The 23,841-nt window shown below is 69.1% G+C and carries 13 protein-coding genes and 2 pseudogenes; 9 read left to right on the top strand and 6 right to left on the bottom strand.

All coding sequences use genetic code 11. The features are described 5' to 3' along the window. The first annotated feature begins 288 nt into the window (after positions 1-288). From lipB to ABD330_RS15860, 4 genes are all read left to right on the top strand, one after another. Positions 289-1,059 (top strand): lipoyl(octanoyl) transferase LipB, encoded by a 771-nt coding sequence (lipB, locus tag ABD330_RS15845; protein ID WP_425555550.1) that lies wholly within the window; start codon positions 289-291, stop codon positions 1,057-1,059. A gap of 119 nt (positions 1,060-1,178) precedes the next feature. Next, the gene (locus tag ABD330_RS15850; RefSeq protein WP_344465347.1) at positions 1,179-2,132 is read left to right on the top strand and encodes a lipoyl synthase; all 954 of its coding nucleotides are present in this window, start codon (positions 1,179-1,181) and stop codon (positions 2,130-2,132) included. A gap of 226 nt (positions 2,133-2,358) precedes the next feature. Next, complete coding sequence (locus tag ABD330_RS15855) at positions 2,359-2,556, top strand: hypothetical protein (protein ID WP_344465349.1); 198 nt, start codon at positions 2,359-2,361, stop codon at positions 2,554-2,556. A gap of 232 nt (positions 2,557-2,788) precedes the next feature. Then, on the top strand, positions 2,789-3,487 hold the full coding sequence (locus tag ABD330_RS15860; protein WP_425555544.1) for a DUF4191 domain-containing protein: 699 nt from the start codon (positions 2,789-2,791) through the stop codon (positions 3,485-3,487). 106 nt (positions 3,488-3,593) lie between these two features. On the opposite strand, the gene ABD330_RS15865 is transcribed toward ABD330_RS15860, so the two are convergent. After that, positions 3,594-4,061 (bottom strand): RDD family protein, encoded by a 468-nt coding sequence (locus ABD330_RS15865; RefSeq protein WP_344465353.1) that lies wholly within the window; start codon positions 4,059-4,061, stop codon positions 3,594-3,596. Positions 4,062-4,372: 311 nt separating this feature from the next. Here ABD330_RS15865 and glnA point away from each other — a divergent pair, with 311 nt between their 5' ends. Continuing rightward, entirely contained in the window at positions 4,373-5,785 is a 1,413-nt protein-coding gene (gene glnA / locus ABD330_RS15870; RefSeq protein WP_344465355.1) for a type I glutamate--ammonia ligase, read from the top strand. Positions 5,786-6,040: 255 nt separating this feature from the next. Here glnA and ABD330_RS15875 read toward each other — a convergent pair. Next, positions 6,041-6,196 (bottom strand): annotated as a pseudogene (locus ABD330_RS15875) (DUF255 domain-containing protein); the annotation flags it as partial. A 126-nt stretch (positions 6,197-6,322) separates the two neighbouring features. Between ABD330_RS15875 and ABD330_RS15880 the strand changes: the two are divergent. From ABD330_RS15880 to ABD330_RS15890, 3 genes and pseudogenes are all read left to right on the top strand, one after another. After that, positions 6,323-6,772: pseudogene (locus ABD330_RS15880) on the top strand (hypothetical protein); the annotation flags it as partial. A 20-nt stretch (positions 6,773-6,792) separates the two neighbouring features. Further along, positions 6,793-7,332, top strand: a complete 540-nt coding sequence (locus tag ABD330_RS15885) for a hypothetical protein (protein WP_344465357.1) — start codon at positions 6,793-6,795, stop codon at positions 7,330-7,332. A 253-nt stretch (positions 7,333-7,585) separates the two neighbouring features. Beyond that, positions 7,586-8,152: a Uma2 family endonuclease gene (locus ABD330_RS15890; RefSeq protein ID WP_344465359.1), complete on the top strand. Its 567-nt coding sequence runs from the start codon at positions 7,586-7,588 to the stop codon at positions 8,150-8,152. Positions 8,153-8,603: 451 nt separating this feature from the next. Here the strand turns inward: ABD330_RS15890 and ABD330_RS15895 are convergent, their stop codons facing one another. Continuing rightward, positions 8,604-19,697, bottom strand: coding sequence for an isopeptide-forming domain-containing fimbrial protein (locus ABD330_RS15895; protein ID WP_344465361.1), 11,094 nt, complete (start codon positions 19,695-19,697; stop codon positions 8,604-8,606). A 176-nt stretch (positions 19,698-19,873) separates the two neighbouring features. Here ABD330_RS15895 and ABD330_RS15900 point away from each other — a divergent pair, with 176 nt between their 5' ends. After that, entirely contained in the window at positions 19,874-20,503 is a 630-nt protein-coding gene (locus ABD330_RS15900; protein ID WP_344465363.1) for a hypothetical protein, read from the top strand. A 302-nt stretch (positions 20,504-20,805) separates the two neighbouring features. Here the strand turns inward: ABD330_RS15900 and ABD330_RS15905 are convergent, their stop codons facing one another. The 3 genes from ABD330_RS15905 to ABD330_RS15915 form a co-directional block, all read right to left on the bottom strand. Further along, positions 20,806-22,932, bottom strand: a complete 2,127-nt coding sequence (locus ABD330_RS15905; RefSeq protein ID WP_344465365.1) for an InlB B-repeat-containing protein — start codon at positions 22,930-22,932, stop codon at positions 20,806-20,808. Positions 22,933-23,064: 132 nt separating this feature from the next. Beyond that, positions 23,065-23,469 carry a TetR/AcrR family transcriptional regulator C-terminal domain-containing protein gene (locus ABD330_RS15910; protein ID WP_344465367.1) on the bottom strand — a complete coding sequence of 135 codons (405 nt, stop codon included), beginning with the start codon at positions 23,467-23,469 and terminating at the stop codon, positions 23,065-23,067. A gap of 99 nt (positions 23,470-23,568) precedes the next feature. Further along, positions 23,569-23,754: a DUF6011 domain-containing protein gene (locus ABD330_RS15915; protein WP_344465369.1), complete on the bottom strand. Its 186-nt coding sequence runs from the start codon at positions 23,752-23,754 to the stop codon at positions 23,569-23,571. Between the last annotated feature and the right edge of the window lie 87 nt (positions 23,755-23,841).

Raw genomic sequence — 23,841 nt, forward strand, 5'->3', positions numbered from 1 at the left:
GACCGCTCGGCGACCGTACGACACCGGGCAGGGCACCGGACCGGATCGAGACCCTGTTCGACCCCGGCCGGAACCACCCTGCACGCAACCTCGAACACAACCCCGAACGCGCCTTCGAGCGGCGGCCCGCCCTCCGCCCGCGCCTCCTCGCGGACAGGTGGGCACAGTCCGCCCCCGGCCGGTCGTGAACCTCGAAACCCGAGCGGAAGGCGGAGGCGTACCCTGACGAGGTTGGCCTCGAACGCCTGGCAAGGAGCAGCGGTGAGCGAGCACGTACGGTTCGTACGCATGGGCATAGGCGAGGAGTCGGTGCCGTACGAAGTGGCCTGGGCCGAGCAGCAGCGGCTGCACGCGCTGCGGGTCGCGGACGAGATCCCGGACACCGTGCTGCTGCTGGAGCACCCGCCGGTCTACACCGCGGGCCGCCGCACCAACCCGGAGGACTACCCGCTGGACGGCACCCCCGTGGTGCCGGTGAACCGGGGTGGCGAGATCACCTGGCACGGCCCCGGCCAGCTGGTCGGGTACCCGATCGTGAAGCTGCCGGACCCGATGGACGTGGTCGCGTACGTCCGCCGGCTGGAGGAGGCGCTGATCCGCTCCTGCACCGAGATCGGCGTGGGGACCACCCGGGTCGAGGGCCGCAGCGGGGTCTGGGTGCTGGGGCAGGACATCCCGGACGCGGTGGTGGACCCGTCGCAGGTGGTCGAGATCGGCAAGCTCACCCTGCGGATGGGCCTCCCGCTGGGCATCGACCCGCGGCTCGCGGGCCCGGAGTACGCCGCCTCCAACGCCGGGCAGCGCGGGGACGACCGCAAGCTGGCCGCGATCGGCGTGCGGGTCGCACGGGGTGTGACGATGCACGGGTTCGCACTGAACTGCGACCCCGATATGACCTGGTTCGACCGGATCGTCCCCTGTGGGATCCGCGACGCCGGTGTGGGTTCGCTCACCTCGGAGCTGGGCCGGGCCTTCCCGGTCGGCGCGGCGCTGCCGGTCGTCGAACGGCACCTCTCCGAGGTGTTCGCCGAGCTCGCGGAGCCCGCGCTCGCCCGCTGAGCCCGGGAATCCTGAATACCACCGGGCTGTTGCCCTGCGAAAGCGGGGCCAACGCCCGGCGCAAGCCGTACAAGCACAGGCGTACCCTGGGGGTACCCGTCTAGTTCTAGGAGTCGCACGTGTCCGCTGTCGCACCCGACGGCAGGAAGCTCCTTCGCCTGGAGGTCCGCAACAGCGAGACCCCCATCGAGCGGAAGCCTGAGTGGATCAAGACCCGGGCGAAGATGGGCCCGGAGTACAACGCCCTTCACTCCCTGGTGAAGAAGGAAGGGCTGCACACGGTCTGCCAGGAAGCCGGCTGCCCCAACATCTTCGAATGCTGGGAGGACCGCGAGGCGACCTTCCTCATCGGCGGTGACCAGTGCACCCGCCGCTGCGACTTCTGCCAGATCGACACCGGCAAGCCCGCCGACTTCGACCGGGACGAGCCGCGCCGCGTCGCCGAGTCCATCGTGACGATGGACCTCAACTACGCCACGATCACCGGCGTCGCCCGCGACGACCTGCCGGACGGCGGCGCCTGGCTGTACGCCGAGACCGTGCGCCAGGTGCACGCGCTGACCGCCGGCCGTGAGGCCGGGCGGACGGGCGTCGAGCTGCTGATCCCCGACTTCAACGCGGAGCCGGACCAGCTGGCCGAGGTCTTCTCGTCCCGCCCCGAGGTGCTGGCGCACAACGTCGAGACCGTTCCGCGGATCTTCAAGCGGATCCGTCCGGCCTTCCGCTACGAGCGCTCGCTCGACGTCATCACCCAGGCCCGCGCGGCCGGCCTGGTGACGAAGTCGAACCTGATCCTCGGCATGGGCGAGACCCGCGAGGAGGTCAGCCAGGCGCTGGCCGACCTGGTCGGGGCCGGCTGCGAGCTGATCACCATCACCCAGTACCTGCGGCCCTCGCTGCGCCACCACCCGGTCGAGCGCTGGGTGAAGCCGCACGAGTTCGTGGAGCTCCAGGAGGAGGCCGAGGAGCTCGGCTTCGCCGGCGTCATGTCGGGTCCGCTGGTCCGCTCCTCGTACCGCGCCGGACGGCTGTACCGCCAGGCGCTGGAGCACCGCGCCAAGACCGCGGTCTGACCCGTCGCACACCGTGGTGAACGGCGGGGCGGGCACGGGTGCCCGCCCCGCCGCTGTTCTGCCGGCGGTTCCCGCCGGCCGGTCCCGGTGGGGTCCTGAGCCCAGTTCGGCCTTTAGTACGTCAGGCTTTCATCAGGCTTTGACGGCGGGGTCACCGGCCGGTAACACCGTGCAGCCATGATGGAAGAGTCCCGGTCCCGTAGGGCATCGAGGGGAGTTGCTCGGCATGCAGGGTAGGCAGGTAGCACGTGGTGGGGCGCAGCGCGGCTTCGCACTGGGCCAGGTCCGCTCGGTCGGCGACGCCCTCCGGCTCGCCGAGAACGTGCTGCTGGCCGGCGGTCAGCGGCAGGCCCGGCGGAACGCCTGGGCGTCCGTCTGCGAGAACCGCCGGTACGCGGCGGACCGGGAGCACGGCGCGGCCTGACGCGGCGCGCACCGCGCGGGCCTCCGGCCCGGGGGTCTGCGGCCCCTCGGTGCCGTTGAACGCCCGCGGCGCCGTTGAACGCCTGCCGCGCCGTTGAACGCCCGCGGTGCCGGTGAACGCCCGCGGTGCCGGTGCGGTCGGGCATCGGTTCCGTCTCGGAGGGACTTCCGATCGGTTGCCCTTTCGACTGATTGGGGGCGCCCTTGGATATCCCGTAGCCCGGCCACGTACCATGAGCGTTATGGCGAGGCAAACATCCGAGAACCCCGGGCGGCTGAAGCAGATCCGCACGGCGTACCAAATGACCAAGAAGGTCGACACCAAGATCGGCCTGATCATCGCAGGCGTCGGCCTCATCGTCTTCGGCGTGTTCCTCGCCATCGGCTTTGCGATCGACCACCCCGTCTACCTGGGGATCCTGGGCTTCATCGTGGCCTTCCTGGCCATGGCGATCGTCTTCGGGCGACGGGCCGAGCGGGCCGCCTTCGGGCAGATGGAGGGGCAGCCGGGCGCGGTTGCGGCGGTGCTGGGCAACATCAAGCGCGGCTGGAACGCCAACCCGACCCCGGTCGCGGTCACCCGCAGCCAGGACGCGGTCTACCGCGCGGTCGGCCGTCCCGGGATCGCGCTGATCGGCGAGGGCAACCCGAACCGGGTGCGCCCGCTGCTGGCCTCCGAGAAGAAGAAGATGTCCCGGGTGGTCGGTGACATCCCGGTGCACGACATCATGGTCGGCGACGGCGAGGGCGAGGTCCCGCTGAAGAAGCTGCAGATCACGCTGATGCGGCTGCCGCGTGCGATCACGCCGGCCCAGGTCACCGAGACCAACGACCGCCTGCGCGCGCTGGGCGACCTGCTCTCCAAGGCGCCGATTCCCAAGGGCCCGATGCCCAAGGGTGCCCGGATGCCCAAGGGCGGCCAGGCTCGCTGACCAGCCCCCTCCGACTTCAACGGCCCCGCCGCGATCTCCTCGCGGCGGGGCCGTTTCACATCCGTCGCAGCGCGGCACCGCGCTGCTGCCCAATGGGGGCCGCCGGTCAGATGCGGACCTCGACGGTGCCGACCGCCTTGTCGTGCAGCCCCCGGCCGTCCCGGTCCCAGACCAGGGCCGGCACCACCAGGCAGAGCATCAACGTCCGCAGCAGCACCTGCGGGATCGAGGCGCGGCCGCCGCCGAGGCGGACCACCCGCATGCCGAACAGCCGCTTGCCGACGGTGGTGCCGGTGGTGGCGAGCAGCAGCACCGTCACGGTGTAGAACAGCGGCGTGCTCCACAGGTTGGCCGACGACTGGTTGCCGTGCGCGATCATCCCGTACGCGACCAGGCTGCAGAGCCAGCCGTCGACGCACAGCGCGCCGATCCGGCGGCCGGTGCCGACCAGCGAACCGGGGCCCTCCTGCGGCAGGCCGAGACGCTCACCGCGGTAGCCGAAGTCGGCGCCCATCTTCTCGGCTGCGGCCTTCGGGCCGTCTATCCACGATCCCAAGACTTCTCTGGTGTCCACGAATCCACACTATCCGGGCAGGACGGCCGATCTTCGCGCGCCTCCCCCGCGCGGCGCGCGCATCCGCCCGGATCCGGCCGGAGTTCCCCGTACGCGCTCCCCGTCCGAGTGAATCGCGGTCCACCGCCCACCACAAGTGGTCCAGACCACTCCTGGAACGGCACCCCGGCGGGTGGAGCGTTTTGCCCGGAAGCGTGGGCCTTTGCCACCCGCCCGGCAGGGTTGGTTAACATTCAGGAAACGGTGGGGTCACCGACCGGAAACGGCCGATTCCTAGGGTGAGCCCCCAAACCGCACGCTGAGGAGGATGGATGTTCAACAACGCCGCCGAGGTGAAGCAGTACATCGCCGAGAACGACATCAAGTTCGTGGATGTCCGGTTCTGCGATCTGCCGGGCGTCATGCAGCACTTCTCCGTGCCGGCCGCGACCTTCGACCCGTCCGAGACGCTGATGTTCGACGGCTCGTCGATCCGGGGCTTCCAGGCCATCCACGAGTCCGACATGGCCCTCGTGCCGGACCTCACCACGGCCCGCCTGGACCCGTTCCGGAAGGAGAAGCACCTCAACATCAACTTCTTCATCCAGGACCCGATCACGGGCGAGGCCTACAGCCGCGACCCGCGCAACGTGGCGAAGAAGGCCGAGGCGTACCTCGCCTCCTCCGGCATCGCGGACACCGCCTACTTCGGCCCCGAGGCGGAGTTCTACGTCTTCGACTCGGTGCGGTTCGAGACCACCGCCAACGCCTCGTACTACCACATCGACTCCGAGGCCGGCGCCTGGAACTCCGGGTCGACCGAGGGCGACGTACGCGGCTACAAGGTCAAGTACAAGGGCGGCTACTTCCCGACCCCGCCGGTCGACCACTTCGCCGACCTGCGCGCCGAGATGTCCCTGGAACTCGCCGCGGCGGGCCTGGAGGTCGAGCGCCAGCACCACGAGGTGGGCACCGCCGGCCAGGCCGAGATCAACTACAGGTTCAACACGCTGCTGCACGCCGCCGACGACCTGATGCTGTTCAAGTACATCATCAAGAACGTCGCCTGGCGGAACGGCAAGACCGCCACCTTCATGCCGAAGCCGATCTTCGGCGACAACGGCTCGGGCATGCACGTCCACCAGTCGCTCTGGACCGCGGGTTCACCGCTCTTCTACGACGAGCAGGGGTACGCGGGCCTGTCCGACACCGCCCGCTACTACATCGGCGGCCTGCTCAAGCACGCGCCGTCGCTGCTCGCCTTCACCAACCCCTCGGTGAACTCCTACCACCGCCTGGTTCCCGGCTTCGAGGCCCCGGTCAACCTGGTGTACTCCCAGCGCAACCGCTCGGCCGCGATCCGCATCCCGATCACCGGCTCGAACGCCAAGGCCAAGCGCATCGAGTTCCGCGCCCCCGACCCGGCCTCCAACCCCTACCTGGCCTTCGCCGCCATGCTGATGGCCGGCCTGGACGGCATCAAGAACAAGATCGAGCCTCTGGAGCCGGTCGACAAGGACCTGTACGAGCTGGCGCCCGACGAGCACGCCTCCGTCCCCCAGGTCCCCGCCTCCCTCCCGGCCGTCCTGGAGGCCCTGGAAGCCGACCACGAGTACCTCCTCGCGGGCGGGGTGTTCACCCCCGACCTGATCGAGACCTGGATCGACTTCAAGCGCACCAACGAGATCGCCCCGATCGCCCTGCGGCCGCACCCGCACGAGTTCGAGCTGTACTACGACCTGTAGAGACGCCTCTGACCTGCGGAAACGCGATTCGATCTCTCGCCGTTTCCGCAGGTCGGCAACGATCTGACCTGCGGAAACGCTAAGCCGCCGACTCGCACCGAACGCTCCGGGGCTCGCGACGTGAAATGAGAGTGCACTGGCTTCGATCTCGGCAGGAGTTCTGTGCAGTGCCTCTCGCGCCTGGGTCCACGAACCCCGAGCGATGCGTCTTGTGGGTCTTCACGTGGCACCATTGACGGATCGTCAGAAACGTAACCAATGGCAGGATGCGTACCCCACCGAGAGGAGGACGGGTATGTCCCGCCATGCCGCTTCTGACATCGCCTCCTCTCCCCACTCCCACCAGTCCACAGGATTGGTGGCGTGCTGCTGGAGATAAGGCGACTGGGCACGGACCAGTCGATTCACCACGACGGCAGTATTCCAGCTCGCCGGCTCACTGAGGGGATCGTCTCGTGAACACGCCGAGCGCACCCGCACGAACCTCGGCACCGGCTCCAGGGATGTGCGCGACGAAGGTTGGCCTGGGGCCGAATGGCCCCGGGCCCTTCCTACAAACGCGGCCGGGTCAGGGGCGGCCCCTGGCGGTACTCGCACTACGCCTTCCGCCTGTTCCTGTTCACCCAGGACGGCATCCGCGAGGTCAGCTCCGAGTTCAACTTCTCCGACGCGACGTGCAGGAACGAGCAGCGGAGCAACTACCGGTTCGACGCACTGTCCTCCGTGCAGGTGACGGAGAACGTCGACGTCGGCTACGACCTGGAGCTCGTCCTCACCAACGGACCTGCCAGGAAGATCCGCATCAAGGACGCCGACGCCCATCAACTGGCGCCGAACGAGAACTCCCAGGAAATCTCCGAGATCAACCTCAGCGCGACCGGCTCCACCCACACCTTCCGCCTCCTGGAGGGGATAGCGGCGGACGGGAAGAGCTGGATCGAACGGCGCGGCCCCGACAACCTGGCACCCTTCCGGATCGCCAGCTGATCCTGGACTCGAGCATAGGAATGCCTGTGACCTCCACGGACGATGTCACCGAAAGCAAAATCCTGCTGGCCGAGTACGACTGTCTCAAGGAGGAGCAGAAGACCCGCATAGGGTTCCGCGACAACCTGCTCTACTTCACGCTCGCCGCGGCCACTGCGGTCGTGGCGGTCACCGTCCAGAGCGGACAGTCCCGTCTGCTGCTCTCGGTCCCCGCGATCTGCCTGGTCCTGGGCTGGACCTACCTGGTCAACGACGAGAAGATCTCGGCGATCGGTTGCTATGTCCGCGACCAACTGGGACCGCGCCTGGGAGAACTCGCCTCCGCCCACGGCACGGTGTTCGGCTGGGAGGTCTACCACCGCAACGTTGCGAGCCGCACCATGCGCAAGCGGCTTCAGACCGTGGTGGACCTGTTCACGTACCTGGCCCTGCCAATGGTCTGCACGACCGCGTTCTGGTGCTCTCCCACCGTTCAGCCCCTGCTCGTGCTCACTTCTCTCGTGCAGACGCTCGCCCTGGCCGTACTGGGCTGGCAGTTCCTGCTCCGCGCGGAGCGGTAGCACCAGCCCCGTCGGGCCCGCGTCCGTCGGCCGGCGCCTCCGAGCCGTGCGTCTGCGCCGCGATGCGGCCGGAGCAGGTGGGCCGGGTTCCCGTCGGCACCGGAGAGCACCACGTGCCCTGGGACCGCGGAGGCTCACGGCACCACTCTGGTGGGTACGGAGCGTCCGACACGCACAGCAGCGCCCCGGAGCCGCAGAACAGTACGCTGGGCCCAGCAACACCGAGCCCGTCGAGTCCCGAGGAGGTACGCCGATGACCGCCGAGATGGTCGCTCCCGAGTGGATGCACCACCAGATCACCGCGGACGAGTACGGCTCCTGGTCCGAGGAGCAGTGCGCGGGTATCGAGATCGTGGACGGGATGGTCATCGTGAGCCCGAGTGCGTCCAAACGGCACAACCGCCTGGCCCGGATCCTGGCGAACGCCCTGGATGCAGCCGCCGGTCCGGACTGGAACGCCGACACGGACTTCGATGTCCGGTTGCAGGACGTGCCACTCACCAACCGGCGGCCCGATGTCGTCGTCTACCGGGCCGAGACCATCGACATCACGCCTACCCGCCCGGAGCACGTCCTCCTGGTCGTCGAGGTCGTGTCACCGGGTTCGGAGACCACCGACCGCATCGTGAAGGTGGATCAGTACGCCCAGGCCGGCATCGCCTTCTACTGGCGGATCGAGCAGACCGCCAACGGCGTCCCTCTCGTCTACACCTACGTCCTCGACCCCGCGAGCCGGTCCTACCGCGACGCGGACGTGTTCACGGGCACGATCAGGACAACCGCTCCGTTCGCGGTCGAGATCGACCTCAGCGTAATCTGACCCGCCGTCCGAACATGTGACTGGTTGGCCTCGGGTGAGGCTTCCAGCTGGTCCTCAGCTCAGGCGACTACGTCCCGAACCGCTCGTCGTACGTGCCCGCGCCAGCACTCCTTGGAAACATCCCAGGTCAGCACTACCTGGTTGTCTACATTCATTGGCACCAGTGGCAGGCCGCGCACCCCGCCAAACAGCTGCGCGCTGGCACGCCGGGTCACACGAGCAATCAATATGGACGCCGCAGAAAAGCCGGGTTGGCTTTGACCCTGCCGAGCGGACGCCCTCCGGACGAACTGGCCAAGCTCTTGAAGGAGATCTGCGCGACCGCTTGGTACGACCGTCGAGGCCGCGCGCCGGCGATTGATCGGTGACCGCGACGGAACACGGCAGCGGGCGGAGTCCAGCTCTGGACTCCGCCCGCGTTGTCCTGGCAGTCGTGGAGTGGCGGGCCGGTTTAGCCGATCCGCCCCCGCCCGCGACGCCGGCGCCTGGCGGCTGCGAGCGCCGTGGCGCCCAGGGCCGTCAGTGCCGCCGCCCAGCCGAGCACGACCGCCAGCTGCTCCACGCCGGTCTTCGGCAGCGTTCCCTCGACCAGGACCTTGATCCCGTTCAGACCGCCGGTGCCTGCGGAGTTGTGGTCGGGCAGCCGGTTCGGGGTGTCCGAGTGCACCGTGGCGGTGTTGAAGATGTCCGACCCGTCCCCGCTGTAGGACGGAGACAGCTTCACCGAGATCCGCTCGGTGATCGTCCCGCCTGACAGCAGCGGATCGTGGACCGGGCAGGTGACCGACTGTCCGGAGGCGAGGCAGCCGGTGGAGGATCCGGCGAACACCAGGGCCGTGGGCAGCGGGTCGGTGACGAAAACCTTCCGTGCGGCGCTCGGGCCCTGGTTGGCCACCGTGATCACGTAGTCGAAGGGGTTCGACACCGTCACCGGCTGACCGTTCGCCGACGGGACCGCCGTCTTGGTGACCACCAGCCCGGCCTCGGCGCCCGGGATCTCGGTGCTCCAGGCCCCGGTGGCCTGCGCCGGACCGTCCGGACCGGCGTACGCGACCGTCAGGGGGCCGGTCACGGTGGTGCCGCCGACCGCCAACGGGTCCACCCGGAAGCGCAGTTCACCGGTCGTGTAGGTCCGGTTGTTGTCGGTCATCGACCGGCTACGGGGGCCGCTCGGCTTGAGGCCGGCCGGGATGGTGCAGGCGAGCCGGGTGTCCTTCAGCTCCTCCACGCACTCCGGCGGCAGCGGCTCCTTCGGTGCGAGGTGGAACTGCGGCAGGCCGATGGTCAGCGTGGCCGGCTCCCTGGTGGTGGACGGGCCGAGGTTGTAGACCTGGAAGTCCTGGTTCCGGATCTCCCCGGGGTACTTACGGTCGTGGTAGTGGCCAACGACCAGTGTGCTCTTCGGCTTTCCGGGCTTGCCCGGGCACTCGGGGCCCGGCGTCGCCGCCTTCGGGTCCTTGCAGTCCGGGTTCGGCAGGCCGGTCACCGCGTCGGTGTTGTTCGTCTGGTCCGGGTCGGCGTTGCGGGCGCTGACCGTGGCCGTGTTGAGGATGTCCGAGCCGTCACCGGCGTAGTCCGGGGACAGGCGGACGGTCATCCGCGTCACCACCTTGCGGCCGACCGCGAGCAGGTCGCCCACCGGGCAGACCCGGCTCAGCCCCTGGATCTCGCAGCCCAGTTGCTGCCCGGTGTCGGCGTTGGTGTAGCCGACCAGCGTCAGCGCCGGGGGCAGGGTGTCCACCACCCGGTAGAACCGCGCGGCCTCGGACGGCCCCAGGTTGGTGATCGTGATCAGGTAACTGTAGGTCTCACCCGGCGAGACCGGCCCCGGTGTCGCCGGGTCGAACTGCTTGCTCACCGCCAGGTCCGTAGCCGGCTCGTCGACGCCACCCGGGACGCCGGAAGCGGTCGCCGAGTTGTCGGAGGTGTTCGGGTCGGCGGCGTCGGAGGACACCGTCGCGGTGTTCGTGATCTCCGGAGCCTGGTCGGAGCTCTGCGGCCGGAACGACGCGGCGAGCCGGACGGTGACCTTCACCTCCCGCACTTCGCCGTTCGCGAGGTCTCCCAGCGGGCAGGTGATCTTCTCCCGGCCCGAGTAGGGCGTCCCCGACGCGGTGCAGCTGTTCGGGTCCGCCGACACGAAGGCCAGCTGGCTGGGCAGCACGTCGGCGATGACGGTGTTCTTCGCCGTCGACGGGCCCTTGTTGGTCACCTTGAGGTCATAGCCGAACGTACCGCCCGGCGGGACCTTCACCCCGGTGTCCACGCCCGTCTTGGTGATCGCCAGGTCGGCATTGGGCTTGGCCGGCGGGTTCGGGCCGGGACCGGGACCGGGCAGACCGCCGGCCGACGCGTCCGAGGTGTTGTTCGACTGGTCCGGGTCAGGCGTGTCGGACTTCACCGACGCCTGGTTCCTGATGTCCTTCCCGTCTCCGGCATAGCCCTCGGCGAGCTTGACCGTGATGGTGAACGTCTTGGTGGCCTTCGCCGCGAGGGTCGCCACCGTCGGGCACGTCACGCTCTCCGAGCCCGAGTTCGGGGTGCCCGACGACGTACAGCCGCTCGACGACGCGACGAACGAGAGCTGCGCCGGCAGTACGTCGGTCACCACCACGTTCACCGCCTGCGACGGGCCGTTGTTCGTCACGGTGACGAGGTAGTCGAAGTCGGTTCCCGGCCGGACCGGGGCGGTGCCGACGGGCTTCTTGGTGATCGCCAGGTCTGCGGACGCCGGCTTCGGCGGGTACGGCCCCGGTTCCGGGCCCGGACCCGGCAGGTGGCCGGTCGTGGCGTCCGAGGTGTTGTTCGACTGGTCCGGGTCGGCCGTGTCCGAGGACACCGACGCGCGGTTGGCGATGTCCGTACCGTCACCGGTGTAGGCGGCGTCGAGCCGGACGACGATCTTGAAGACCTTGGCCGTGTTCGCCGCCATCTCGCCGGCCGGGCCGCAGGCCACGTCCTGTCCGGTGGCGGCGCAACCGTCCGGGGAGGAGACGAACGCCAGGTTCACCGGCAGCTTGTCCGCCACCTTGACGTTCTTCGCGGGCGACGGGCCGTTGTTCGTCACCGTCAAGACGTAGGTGAACGTCTCGCCGGGCGCGACCGCAGCAGTCCCCTCGGCCTTCTTCGTGATCGCCAGATCGGCGCTCGGCTTGGCCGGCGGGTTCGGGCCCGGGCCCGGGCCCGGCAGGTGGCCGGTCGTGGCGTCCGAGGTGTTGTTCGACTGGTCCGGGTCGGCGGTGTCGGACTTCACCGACGCCTGGTTGGCGATGTCCGAACCGTCCTTGGCGTAGTGCGGATCCAGCATGACCTTGATCCGGTACGTCTGCGTGCCCTTCACCGCCAGCGTGGCGATCGGCCCGCAGGAGACCGCCTTGGCGTCCGCCGACGCGCAGTCAGCCCCGGACACGAACGTCAGCGCCTCGGGCAGCTTGTCCGCGACCTTGACGTTCTTCGCCGGCGACGGGCCGTTGTTCGTCACCACGATCTCGTACTCGAACTCGCCGCCAGGTGCGACCGGCGTGGTGCCGACCGGCTTCTTGGTGATCGCCAGGTCCGCCTTCGGCGGCGCCGGCGGGGTCGGGCCGGGGCCGGGCCCGGGCAGACCGCCGGTCGACGCGTCCGAGGTGTTGTTCGACTGGTCCGGGTCGGCGGTGTCGGACTTCACCGACGCCTGGTTCTTGATGTCCGTGCCGTCACCGCTGTAGGCGGGATCCAACTGGACCTTGATCGTGTACGAGTGGGCGGCCTTCGCAGCCAGCGTCGCCAGGGCCGGGCAGGTGACGGCCTGGCCGGAGGCCGTGCAGCCGTCCGAGGCGGAGACGAAGCTCAGGTGAGCCGGCAGGGTGTCGGTGACGACCACGTTCGCCGCCTGCGACGGACCCTTGTTCGTCACCGTGATGCTGTATTCGAAGGTCTCACCCGGAGCGACCGGCGTGGTGCCGACGGGCTTCTTGGTGATCGCCAGGTCCGCCTTCGCCGACACCGGAGGGTTCGGACCGGGGCCGGGCCCGGGCAGACCGCCGGTCGACGCGTCCGAGGTGTTGTTCGACTGGTCCGGGTCGGCGGTGTCGGACTTCACCGACGCCTGGTTCTTGATGTCCGTACCGTCACCGCTGTACGCGGGATCCAACTGCACCTTGACCGTGTAGACCTTGCTCGCGGCCGGGGCCAGCGTCGCCGGACCGGTGCACGTCACCGTCTGGCCGTTGGCTGCACAGCCGGTGTCGCCCGAGACGAACGACAGCTCCTTCTGCAGGGTGTCGGTGACGACCACGTTCGCCGCCTGGGACGGGCCCTTGTTCGTCACCGTCAGTTGGTACTCGAAGGACTCGCCCGGAGCCACCGGCGTGGTACCGACCGGCTTCTTCGTGATCGCCAGGTCCGCCTTCGCCGACACCGGAGGGTTCGGACCGGGACCGGGCCCGGGCAGACCGCCAGTCGACGCGTCGGACGTGTTGTTCGACTGGTCCGGGTCAGGGGTGTCGGACTTCACCGACGCCTGGTTCTTGATGTCCGTACCGTCACCGCTGTACGCGGGATCCAACTGCACCTTGACCGTGTAGACCTTGGTCGCGGCAGGAGCGAGCGTCGCCGGGCCGGTACACGTGATCGTCTGCCCGGACGCCGCACAACCGTCCGCAGAGGAGACGAACGTCAACTCCTTCTGCAGCACATCCGTCACAACGACATTCGCCGCCTGGGACGGACCCTTGTTCGTCACCGTCAGCTGGTACTCGAACGCCTCACCCGCAGCGACCGGCGTGGTACCGACCGGCTTCTTCGTGATCGCCAGGTCCGCCTTCGCCGACACCGGAGGATTCGGCCCGGGACCAGGACCCGGCAGACCACCGGTCGACGCGTCCGACGTGTTGTTCGACTGGTCCGGGTCAGCCGTGTCCGACTTCACCGACGCCTGGTTCTTGATGTCCGTGCCGTCACCGCTGTAGGCGGGATCCAACTGCACCTTGATCGTGTAGACCTTGCTCGCGGAGGGAGCCAGTGCCGACGGACCAGTGCACGTCACCGTCTGCCCGGCCGCAGCGCAGCCGGTGTCACCCGAAACGAACGTCAACTCCTTCTGCAGGGTATCGGTCACGACCACGTTCGCCGCCTGCGACGGCCCCTTGTTCGTCACCGTCAGCTCATACTCGAACGCCTCACCCGCAGCCACCGACGTCGACCCGACCGGCTTCTTCGTGATCGCCAGGTCAGCGCTCTGCTTGGCCGGCGGGTTCGGGCCCGGGCCGGGGCCGGGCAGGTGACCGGTCGAGGCGTCCGACGTGTTGTTCGACAGATCCGGATCCGCCGTGTCGGACTTCACCGATGCCTGGTTGCTGATGTCCGTACCGTCACCGCTGTACGCGGGATCGAGCTTCACCGTGATCTTGACGACCTTCGACGCACCCGCGCTCAACGAAGTACCCAGCGCGCACGTGATTTTCTGGCCCGAAGCCGTGCACCCGGAATCGGACGACACGAACGTCAGCGGGCTCTGGAGAGAGTCGACGATCGCCGGGTTCGCTGCCTGGGACGGGCCCTTGTTCGTCACCGTCAGCTCATACTCGAACGTCTCACCCGCAGCCACCGCCTTCGACCCCACCGGCGCCTTGGTAATCGCCAAGTCAGCGCTCGGCTTGGCCGGCGGATTCGGCCCGGGACCAGGCCCGGGCAGACCGCCGGTGGATGCGTCCGAGGTGTTGTTCGACTGGTCCGGGTCAGGCGTGTCGGACTTCACCGACGCCTGGTTCTTGATGTCCGTACCGTCACCGCTGTAGGCGGGGTCCAGCATCACCTTGACCGTGTAGACCTTGGTCCCGGCGGGAGCGAGCGTCGCCGGGCCGGTACACGTGATCGTCTGCCCGGACGCCGCACAACCGTCCGCAGAGGAGACGAACGTCAACTCCTTCTGCAGCACATCCGTCACGACCACGTTCGCCGACTGCGACGGACCCTTGTTCGTCACCGTCAGCTGATACTCGAACACCTCACCCGCAGCCACCGACGTCGTGCCGACCGGCTTCTTCGTGATCGCCAGGTCCGCCTTCGCCGACACCGGAGGATTCGGCCCGGGACCAGGACCCGGCAGACCACCGGTCGACGCGTCCGACGTGTTGTTCGACTGGTCCGGGTCAGCCGTGTCCGACTTCACCGACGCCTGATTCTTGATGTCCTTACCGTCACCGCTGTAGGCGGGATCCAACTGGACCTTGATCGTGTAGACCTTGCTCCCGGCAGGAGCCAGCGTCGCCGGACCGGTGCACGTCACCGTCTGCCCGGACGCCGCACAACCGTCCGCAGAGGAGACGAACGTCAACTCCTTCTGCAGCACATCCGTCACAACGACATTCGCCGCCTGCGACGGACCCTTGTTCGTCACCGTCAGCTGATACTCGAACACCTCACCCGCAGCCACCGACGTCGACCCGACCGGCTTCTTCGTGATCGCCAGATCAGCACTCGCCGACACCGGAGGATTCGGCCCGGGACCAGGACCCGGCAGACCACCGGTCGACGCGTCGGACGTGTTGTTCGACTGGTCCGGGTCAGCCGTGTCCGACTTCACCGACGCCTGATTCTTGATGTCCTTACCGTCACCGCTGTAGGCGGGGTCCAGCATCACCTTGACCGTGTAGACCTTGGTCCCCGAAGGAGCCAACGTCGCCGGACCACTGCACGTCACCGTCTGCCCGGACGCCGCACAACCGTCCACGGAGGAGACGAACGTCAACTCCTTCTGCAGCACATCCGTCACGACCACGTTCGCCGCCTCCGACGGACCCCTGTTCGTCACCGTCAGCTGATACTCGAACACCTCACCCGCAGCCACCGACGTCGACCCGACCGGCTTCTTCGTGATCGCCAGATCAGCACTCGCCGACACCGGAGGGTTCGGGCCGGGACCAGGCCCGGGCAGGCCACCCGTCGAAGCGTCGGACGTGTTGTTCGACTGGTCCGGGTCAGCCGTGTCCGACTTCACCGACGCCTGATTCTTGATGTCCTTACCGTCACCGCTGTAGGCGGGATCCAACTGGACCTTGACCGTGTAGACCTTGCTCCCCGCAGGGGCCAGCGTCGCCGGACCAGTGCACGTCACCACCTGGCCCTTGACCGCACAGCCAGTGTCACCCGAAACGAACAGCAATTCCTTCTGCAGCGTGTCGGTGACGACCACGTTCGCCGCCTGGGACGGACCCTTGTTCGTCACCGTCAGCTGATACTCGAACGCCTCACCCGCAGCCACCGACGTGGTACCGACCGGCTTCTTCGTGATCGCCAGGTCCGCCTTCGCCGACACCGGAGGATTCGGACCGGGACCAGGACCCGGCAGACCACCCGTCGAAGCATCCGACGTGTTGTTCGACTGGTCCGGATCCGCCGTATCCGACTTCACCGACGCCTGATTCTTGATGTCCTTACCATCACCCGCGTAAGCAGGGTCCAACATCACCTTGATCGTGTAGACCTTGGTCCCGGCGGGAGCCAGCGTCGCCGGACCGCTGCACGTCACCGTCTGCCCGGACGCCGCACAACCGGTGTCGCCCGAGACGAACGTCAACTCCTTCTGCAGCACATCCGTCACCACCACCTTCGCCGCCTCCGACGGCCCCTTGTTCGTCACCGTCAACTGGTACTCGAAGGACTCACCCGCAGCCACCGAAGTAGTGCCGACCGGCTTCTTCGTGATCGCCAGATCGGCGCTCGGCTTGGCCGGCGGGTACGGCCCCGGATCCGGGCCAGGGCCGGGCAGGTGACCGGTCGAAGCATCCGAGGTGTTGTTCGTCAGATCCGGGTCTGTCGCGTCCGAGGACACCGACGCCTGGTTCTTGATGTCCGTACCGTCACCACTGTAGGCAGAGTCGAGCCGCACGGTGATCTTGACGACCTTCGACGCACCGGCACTCAACGCCGCACTCAGCGCACAGGTGACCTTCTGACCCGAAGCCGTGCACCCGGAATCGGAGGACACGAAAGTCAGCGGGGTCTGGAGCGTGTCGACGATCGTCGTGTTCACCGCCTGCGACGGCCCCTTGTTCGTCACCGTCAGCTGGTACTCGAAGGTCTCGCCCGGAGCCACCGCCTTCGACCCCACCGGCGCCTTCGTGATCGCCAGGTCGGCCGTCGCCTTCGCCGTGGTCTTCAGCGTGAAGTCCGCCGAGTTGTTCGTGGCGACGCCGTCCTCGGTATTCGCCACGGCAGCCTTGCCGCCCGACAGGGTGGTGTCCAGCGGCGCGTCCTGGTCGATCGCCACGGCGACGGCGAACGAGGTCGAGGTGCCTGCCTTCAGACCGGCCGCGATGGTGCAGGTCACCGTCTTGCGGTCGGTCGCGGCCGTGCAGCCGGTCGGCTGCGTCGCGGCGGCCTTGGTGTTGGCCGGCATGGTGACCGTCACGGTCGAGGCGGAGGTGGTGTCCGACGGGCCGAGGTTCTTGACCGTCGCCGTGACCGTTGCCACGGTGCCCGGGGGCTGGGCGTCGGTCGGGGCCGACACCGCCATCGACAGGTCGTTGGACGCCTTGGCCGTGGTGGACAGCGCCACCGACGCCGTGTTGTTCGTGGTGTCCGGATCGTCCGGGGAGGCCACCACCGCCGATCCGCCCGACAGCGCGGTCGCGAGCGGGGCGTCCGAGGCGACGACAAGCGGGATCGCGAAGGTGCTCGTGGCGTCCTTGGCCAGGCCGGCGGCGATGGTGCAGGTGACCGACTTGCCGTCGTCGGCCTTGGTGCAGCCGGACGGGAGCGGCGAACCGAGCGTGGTGTGCTGCGGCAGGGTGAACGTCACGGTCGCCGCGGAGGCCGTCGCCAGCGGGCCCTTGTTGGTGACCGTCAGGGTCGCCGTGGAGGTGCCACCGGGCGTCACCGGGTTAGGTGCGGTGGCCGCGCTCATCGCCAAGTCGCTGGAATTGACCGAGACCTTGGCGTTCGGGCAAGTAGCCGGCTTCGAAGCATCCGTACACAGCGTGTTGCTGTCGAACGTGTCCGAGGTCAGCGCCGTCACGGCGTTGAGGAACTCACCCTCCTTGGCGGCCTTCGCCGTGATCTTCAAGGTCGCGGTCGCGTCCTTGGCCAGCCCGCCGACCGTCCACTTGCCGGTGGCCGTGTCGTACTTCTTCCCCGAGTCGTCCGACACGTAGGTGAGACCGCTCGGCAGCTGGTCGGTGAGCACGACGTTGACCGCCGCGTTCGGGCCGTCGTTCTTCACGGTGACGGTGAACACCATCTGACTGCCGATCAGCACCGACGGCTTGTCCACGGTCTTGGTCACGGTCAGATCCGCCTGCGGTGCGATCGCCACCGGCGCCACCTTCGACAAGGTGGTGAGACCGTCCCCGGAGAAGTCGTTGGTGGCCGTGCCGATCGTCGCCGTGCTCTTCACTTTCGCCTGGAAGGTGAACGAGTACGACGCTTTTTTAGCTACCGTGAACGCGCCGGCCCAGCCCACCTGGGAGCCGGTGACGGTCGGTTCCTCCAGGTCCGTCCCCTTGCTGGAGCCGGCAACGTAGTCCAGCCGGCTGTCCAGCGTGTCCGTGAAGCCGAAGGTGGTCACCGGATAGTCGTTCGGGTTGGTGAACTTCACCGTGTAGGTGACGGTGTCGCCCGGCTTCACCTTGCTCGGCGACACCGTCTTCTCCGACGTCATCTGCTTCACGTCCGACGGGCGGAAGTAGGTGTAGAAGCTGAAGGTCTTGGACGCACCCGCCGCCAGCTCATACGGCCACGAAATAGCCATGCCGCTGTCGACGTTGTTCGCGCAATCACAGGTGTTCGACAGCGCCTTGCCGCTCTGGACCTCGTCCCTGACATCGCCGTATTTCCCCTCCGAATACTTGCTGCCGGCAGTCAGCGGCACGAACATCATCGACTGGCCGGTGCCGTCCTTGTTCTTCACGCACGCGATGCCGCTGCCCAGCCCCGGAGCTGCCGGCAGCACCAGGCCGTAACTGCTGTCACTGCCCTGTAGGTAGCAGTCGCCGGCCCGGTACAGATTGCCGGTCTGCTTCTTGGTGTCGTTGTTCGTGACCGTGATGTCGATCCGGAACCCGTTCTCGCCATCGACGTAGGTCTCCGTCTGGGACAGGCTCATCACCGTGGCGGCTGTGAACTCCGTCGTCATCGTGTAGGGGTCGGCCGAGGTGCCCTTGCCGGTGGTCGGCGTCTGGTTGACGGCCTGGGTCCGGTAGGACGAGCCGCTCGACACGTAGTCCGCGCCACCGTAGGTTTTGCCCCCCACACTGAGGCCGGTACCGCAGCTGTCGCTGAAGAACTGCTTCGTGTCGTTGTAGTACGCATAACACCTGCCGGTCGTCGTCGTCTGGATCGAGGTCACCGGCTTGCCCGTGATGGTGCCGCTGCTGGACACGATGAGCCCAACGCTGTCGGTGAGGGCCTGTGCCCCGGTCGCCGTCTGGGTCGCGGTGTAGGTCACCTTGCTGGTGCCCGTGGTCTGACCGCTGGCGATGATCGACCAGGTCCCGTCAGTCGCGACGGTCGCCGAGCCGACGCTCGTCGAGCCGCGGGTGAGCGTCACCGTGGCCCCCGGCATGCCGGTGCCGGTGAACTCGGTGGTGGTCCCGATGGTCTCGCCGTCCGTCGGCGACGTGATCTTCACGGCTGGGATCTGCCACTCGACCACGACCGCTCCGGCGGTCTTCGGGGCACCGTACGTGTCCTTGTCGTAGAACGGGTCGTCCGTGCCACCGGCCGTCTTGCCCGAGCCGGCGGTGGTGGTGCCCTTCGGTACCTTGTCGGTGTTCACATAGCCGCTGCCGCCACCGCCACCGGCCGCGCTCTGGGTCACGGTGAGGACCACCGCACCGGCGTCACCGCCCGCCCCACCGGCGTAGCCGGCACCGCCGGCACCGCCGCCGTTGGCGGAGCTGCTCGCTGCCGCACCTCCGGCGCCACCGGCCCCGATCGGTCCGTCAGCGCCCGCCTTACCCGCACGGGTGCCGCCGATCGCCCCTGCGGCGCCACCGGTCTTACCGGTCGCACCGCTGCCACCCTTGGCGTCCGCACCGGTTCCTCCGGCATCGGCGCCGTTCGTGCCGTCCGCACCACCTCCGGCCCCGCCGGCACCCCCCGAGGCCCCCCGGCCACCGCCGCCGCCACCACCGGCGACCAGCAGCACGGTGCCGTCCTTGTCCTTCACCCAGGCCGCACCGCCACCGGTGCCCGCTCCGGAGCTGGTGGACGCCGCCGAGGCCACGTTGATCGAGTAGGACGCCGCCAGCGGCGCCGCGATGTTCCCGACGGTGTAGCCGCCGCCACCACCGTTACCGGCGCCCTTGGTGTCGTCCGAGTTGCCGCCGCCACCGCCCCACAGGTGGAAACGCACCGAGGTCGCCCCGGCCGGCGGCGTGAACGTCTGGGCGGAGGAACTGGCGCGGAACACCTGGCACTGGTTGTAACCCGAGGTCTGTGCGGTGCACGCCCCCGCTGCGGCTCGCGGCTGCGACGCCCCGGAGTCGGCTCCGGCCGGGATCGCGACCGACGGCAGGCCCAGGACCGTCGCCCAGGCCAGTGTGGCCGCGAACAGCCGTCTCATCCCGCTGACCATTGCGTTCCCATCGAAGCAGTTACCGGAACAAATCAGCCCAGGCGGCTATAAATGGGTGTATAGGTCGTAAGCGATGACGTCACGCACAAAAGCTATAAACAGCTCTCAGGTCAACCCGATCAGCGCACTCCCGTGCGCCCATGACCATCCGTTAGGACAAAGCCATGCCCCTGGCGCCGGCGATCCTCGTACTCGCGTTGAGCCTGCCGAACAGCGCGGCGGCCACCGACCACACCAACCCGCCCGCTCCGGCCACCGCCCCACTCGCCGTCACCGTCCACCGCGACACCGCCACCGTGGCCGAAGGCGACCGGGTCACCTACCGGATCGAGGTCGACAACCGCTCCGGGACCGACTACCCGGCGGCTTCGCTCACCCAGCTGATGCCGAGCGGCATGCGGGCGCTCGCCATCGACGAGAACGGTGTCGCCGCGAACGGCGGGGTGGAGTGGACCGCGCACCTTGCCCCGCACTCCGTGCTCCAACGCACCCTCACCGTCGAGGTCGGCAGCAAGCAGCAGGTCGAGCACGCGCAGGTCGTCCACGTCGTCCAACCCAGCCGGGCCGCGAAGCCGGACGGCGGCCAGTTCACCACGACGGCGTGCGTCCGGCCCGAGGCCGGCGCCGCGCTGACCTGCGGATCCGACCTCGCGGCCTGGAAGAGCCCCGACCACGGGCACGGACTGCTGTGGGGCGGCACGGCAGCCGCCCTGCTCAGCGCCTGTGCCGGATTCCTGGCCTGGCGCAGGTGGGGACGCAAGCGCACCGGACCGGCGGTGAAGACCGGCGACTGAAGGGACCCGCCCGGGCGACGAGGGCCCGGGCAGCGAGCAGTTGTGTCCTGGAGGCTCCGGCCGGCGCGTGGAGCCTCTTCCGGACGGCGCGATCGGCCGTCACCAGCGGTGTCCAGGTCGATCACCTGGTAGGCGGTGTCAGTGCCGGAGGAATCCCCACGGCCGGGCCGGAGCAAGCGGACAAGAGCTCTGGACCCTGCGCCCGACGATCCTGGTCGGCAGAGCGGAGCGGCTCTCCCGTCAGGTGAGAACGGCTGACGCCGGGACGGCGATCAATCACCGACCCGGCGCCCCGAAGCCACCTACCCGTCTTCCCTGGCCGTGGGAGCGTCGCCACGGTCCTTGCGTCGCAGCCGGGCCAGGAGCACGCCGCCGGCCGTCACAGCCAAGCCCGCGAGCAGCGAGGTCTCGACGAGCGGGACGGACGTACCGGTGGTGGCCAGCTCAGGCTTCGGGCTCGGGGGCACCGGCTTGGGGGGAAGCGGCGGGTTCAGCCCCGACGGGTCGGGGTTCGGGGTGGGAGGTGTGGGCGGCGCGGGCGGCGCGGGCGGGACCACGGCTGCCTGCGCGAAGGTCGCGGTCACCACCGTGTCCTGGTCGAGCGTGAACTGACGCACCGGCGCTGGAGCATCCCTGCGCGTCTGCGGGCCGTCCTCGCTGTTCCAGTCGGCGAACTGCCAGCCGGATGCGGCGGTGGCCGTCAAGGTCACCGTGGAGCCGCACTCGTACGGCGCCGGGCGGTCCGCCGTCACCGTCCCGCCTTCGGACGGCTCTGCCCGCAGGGTCAGCGCGCAGTCGAGCTGCGCGTAGCGGGCCTCCAGGGTGGAGTCGACGTCGACCGGAACGCTCACCGAGGCGTCGGTGCCCGCCGAGTCCAGTGGACTGCCGTTGAGGGACCAGCCGATCAGCCGGTAGTTCGGCTTCGCGGTGGCGGTGGCGTGGACCAGGGTGCCCCTGGTGTACGGGCCGGGGATGTCCACCGTCGTGCTGCCGCCGGTGTTCGGGGTGGGCTTCACCGTCAGGCGGCAGTACACGGCCGGGGTCTTCTCCGGCTGCATCGCGGCCATCACCGGCGCGTTCTTGCGGATCATCCGCACCGCGTCGGCGGGCTCGGGAGCGGAATCCGGCGCGCCCATCGGCTCGCCCTCGTAGGTCGCTTCGGCGTTGGAGTAGTAGTTGATCCGCCCGCAGTAGTCGCAGCCCTGGGGGTACGCCATGATGGTGCGCCACTTCTTGCTCGGCGGGAACCAGCCGTGGGCGTAGGGGTAATTCCCCGGGGCCGGGTCGGTCACCCAGTCGTGCTTCAGGCCGAGATTGTGGCCCAGCTCGTGCCCGAACGTCAGGTTCGAGATGTAGGAGATGTTCATCTTGAAGAACATGGATTCGCCGTCGGACGGCTTCGGGTCCTGGACCACGTAGCCGACGCCCGACCCGACGCTCTGGAACACCGCGATGTCGTCCGCCGCGTACTTCTTCCACAGGCCGTTGTCCGACGCCCACTGCCAGTACTTCCCGAGGCCGTCCTCCTCGGTCGGGAGTCCCGGCTCGTCGGCGGCCGGGCCGGCGTGGACCAGGCGGGCGCGCACCGGCAGCTTGCTGTTGGTGAAGCCCCGGTTCACCAGGTCCACGGCGAGCTGCGCCTGGGCCTTGGCCTGGTCGTCGCCACCGGCCGTGTCGGCCGCCTCCTTGGTGTAGAAGACGGCCAGGTCGATGCTGTTCACGTCCTTGGCGCCCTGGCAGTCGGACGACGCCCCGTCACGCGTGTCCGCCGGAGTGTCGTCGGCCTGGGGCGTTCCTGCCGGGGCCGGTGCGACGGCTGGAGCGGTGGACGGTGGCGCCGGGTCGCCCTTCGGCGGCACCGGATCGTCCGGCTCGCCCCCGGCACCCTCGCTCACCGCCGGGTTGAGCTCCGCCACGTGCGCCGTGCCCGGCGTGGTCGTGGCCAGCGTGTAGGTGTGCCCCCCGGTGGAGATCTGCGCGACCACCCGCACGGGGACGGCGTCCGCGTCCGCCGCGCCGCCCGGGCCCGTGCACAGGGCGTCGAAGTGGAAGTCGGCGGCCCCGTCCGTATCCCCCTTGACCTGCGCCGACCAGTCGACCGCCCCCGCCGGGCCCGGTCGTACCTGACCCCCGGTCACCTCGACCGTGACATCAGGGAACAAGGCGAGCGTGATGTCCGGGCCCGTCTCCGCGACCCGGGCCGGGTCGCACAGCAGCGACCGGGACGCAGCCGCGAGATGCCAGGGGATGTCGGCCGACCGCAGCACCATCCGCTGCCCGCCGGCCGGGCCGACCCCTGCGGGGCCACCGGTCGCGGAGCGACTCCCCGCCGACGCGCGGCGCGGGGCGGCCGCCCCGCCCGCAGACGCCGCCGACGGCCCGGCCGCGGCCGACAGGGCCACAGCTGCCAGGGCCAGCAGAGCCGGCACCCTGCCTGAACGCCTCACGCCACCATGTGATCGCATACCAACAGGATTAACATGCCGTCAGACGACTCTCTGTCATTGATCCGGCCGGTTCATCCTCTCGGCCACCGGGTGTGGCGCGCCACGCATCACCGGTCAGCGGCCCGCTCGGGCCGCGAGGCCGTCGAGCACGCATGCCAGGCCGAATGCGAACTCCGCGTCGGGGTCGGGTTCTTCGGCCTCGTGGACGCGGCGGGCGAGCATCGGGTGCTCGCCGGCGGCGAGGACGGCGCTGATGTAGGGGCCGAGGCTGCGCTGCCACTGCTCCTCACTCAGGCCGGTGCGTTGCTCGGCGCGCCGAGCGGCCTGCTGGGTGGCCACCGAACCCAGTACGTACGCGTGCACGGCACTGAGCGCCTGCGACGCCAGCGTGATGTCGGGCGTGAGCGCGACGGGGCCCTGCTCGTACGACCGGACGCGATCGTCGCGATGCGGGTCACGGCGCCGGCCCCGGACCCGGCACGGCTCCTCACCGACGTCCTGGACCAGGTGCTGGCCCACCCGGTCGCGGTACCGAGCACCTGACCCGCGATGACCCCGCCGGCGGCGCCCCGGACGGCCTCGCGGGTGCGCGGCGCCACTTCCCACGGGGTCGACGGCTCACAGACCCGGCAGGGTGTCCTGGTCGCCGGCGAGGGCGCGAGCGGCGGGGTCGGGGTCCCGGCATTCGGGGCCGAGGCGGAGGATGCGCGACTCGGGGTCGCGGAGAGGGCGGTCGCAGCGGCGGCAGCGGACGGTCTCCGGCAGCAGCCGGGGAATCGGAGGGATCAGCGTGGGATCGGGCATTCGGACAGTCTCTCGTGGTTCGGTGGTTCGGTGGTTCGGTGGTTCGGTGGTTCGGTGGTTCGGTGATGCGGCAGCTCGGCGGTGTGG

The organism is Kitasatospora kazusensis (genome assembly GCF_039529945.1).
Taxonomy (GTDB): Bacteria; Actinomycetota; Actinomycetes; order Streptomycetales; family Streptomycetaceae; genus Kitasatospora; species Kitasatospora kazusensis.

Excerpts from the sequence above, each read along its gene's own strand:
- ABD330_RS15855 (WP_344465349.1), top strand. The coding sequence starts at position 2,359 with ATGCAGGGTAGGCAGGTAGCACGTGGTGGGGCGCAGCGCGGCTTCGCA.
- ABD330_RS15885 (WP_344465357.1), top strand. The coding sequence starts at position 6,793 with ATGCCTGTGACCTCCACGGACGATGTCACCGAAAGCAAAATCCTGCTG.
- ABD330_RS15900 (WP_344465363.1), top strand. The coding sequence starts at position 19,874 with ATGCCCCTGGCGCCGGCGATCCTCGTACTCGCGTTGAGCCTGCCGAAC.
- ABD330_RS15890 (WP_344465359.1), top strand. The coding sequence starts at position 7,586 with ATGACCGCCGAGATGGTCGCTCCCGAGTGGATGCACCACCAGATCACC.
- ABD330_RS15895 (WP_344465361.1), bottom strand. The coding sequence starts at position 19,697 with ATGAGACGGCTGTTCGCGGCCACACTGGCCTGGGCGACGGTCCTGGGC.
- glnA (WP_344465355.1), top strand. The coding sequence starts at position 4,373 with ATGTTCAACAACGCCGCCGAGGTGAAGCAGTACATCGCCGAGAACGAC.
- lipB (WP_425555550.1), top strand. The coding sequence starts at position 289 with ATGGGCATAGGCGAGGAGTCGGTGCCGTACGAAGTGGCCTGGGCCGAG.
- ABD330_RS15915 (WP_344465369.1), bottom strand. The coding sequence starts at position 23,754 with ATGCCCGATCCCACGCTGATCCCTCCGATTCCCCGGCTGCTGCCGGAG.
- ABD330_RS15860 (WP_425555544.1), top strand. The coding sequence starts at position 2,789 with ATGAGCGTTATGGCGAGGCAAACATCCGAGAACCCCGGGCGGCTGAAG.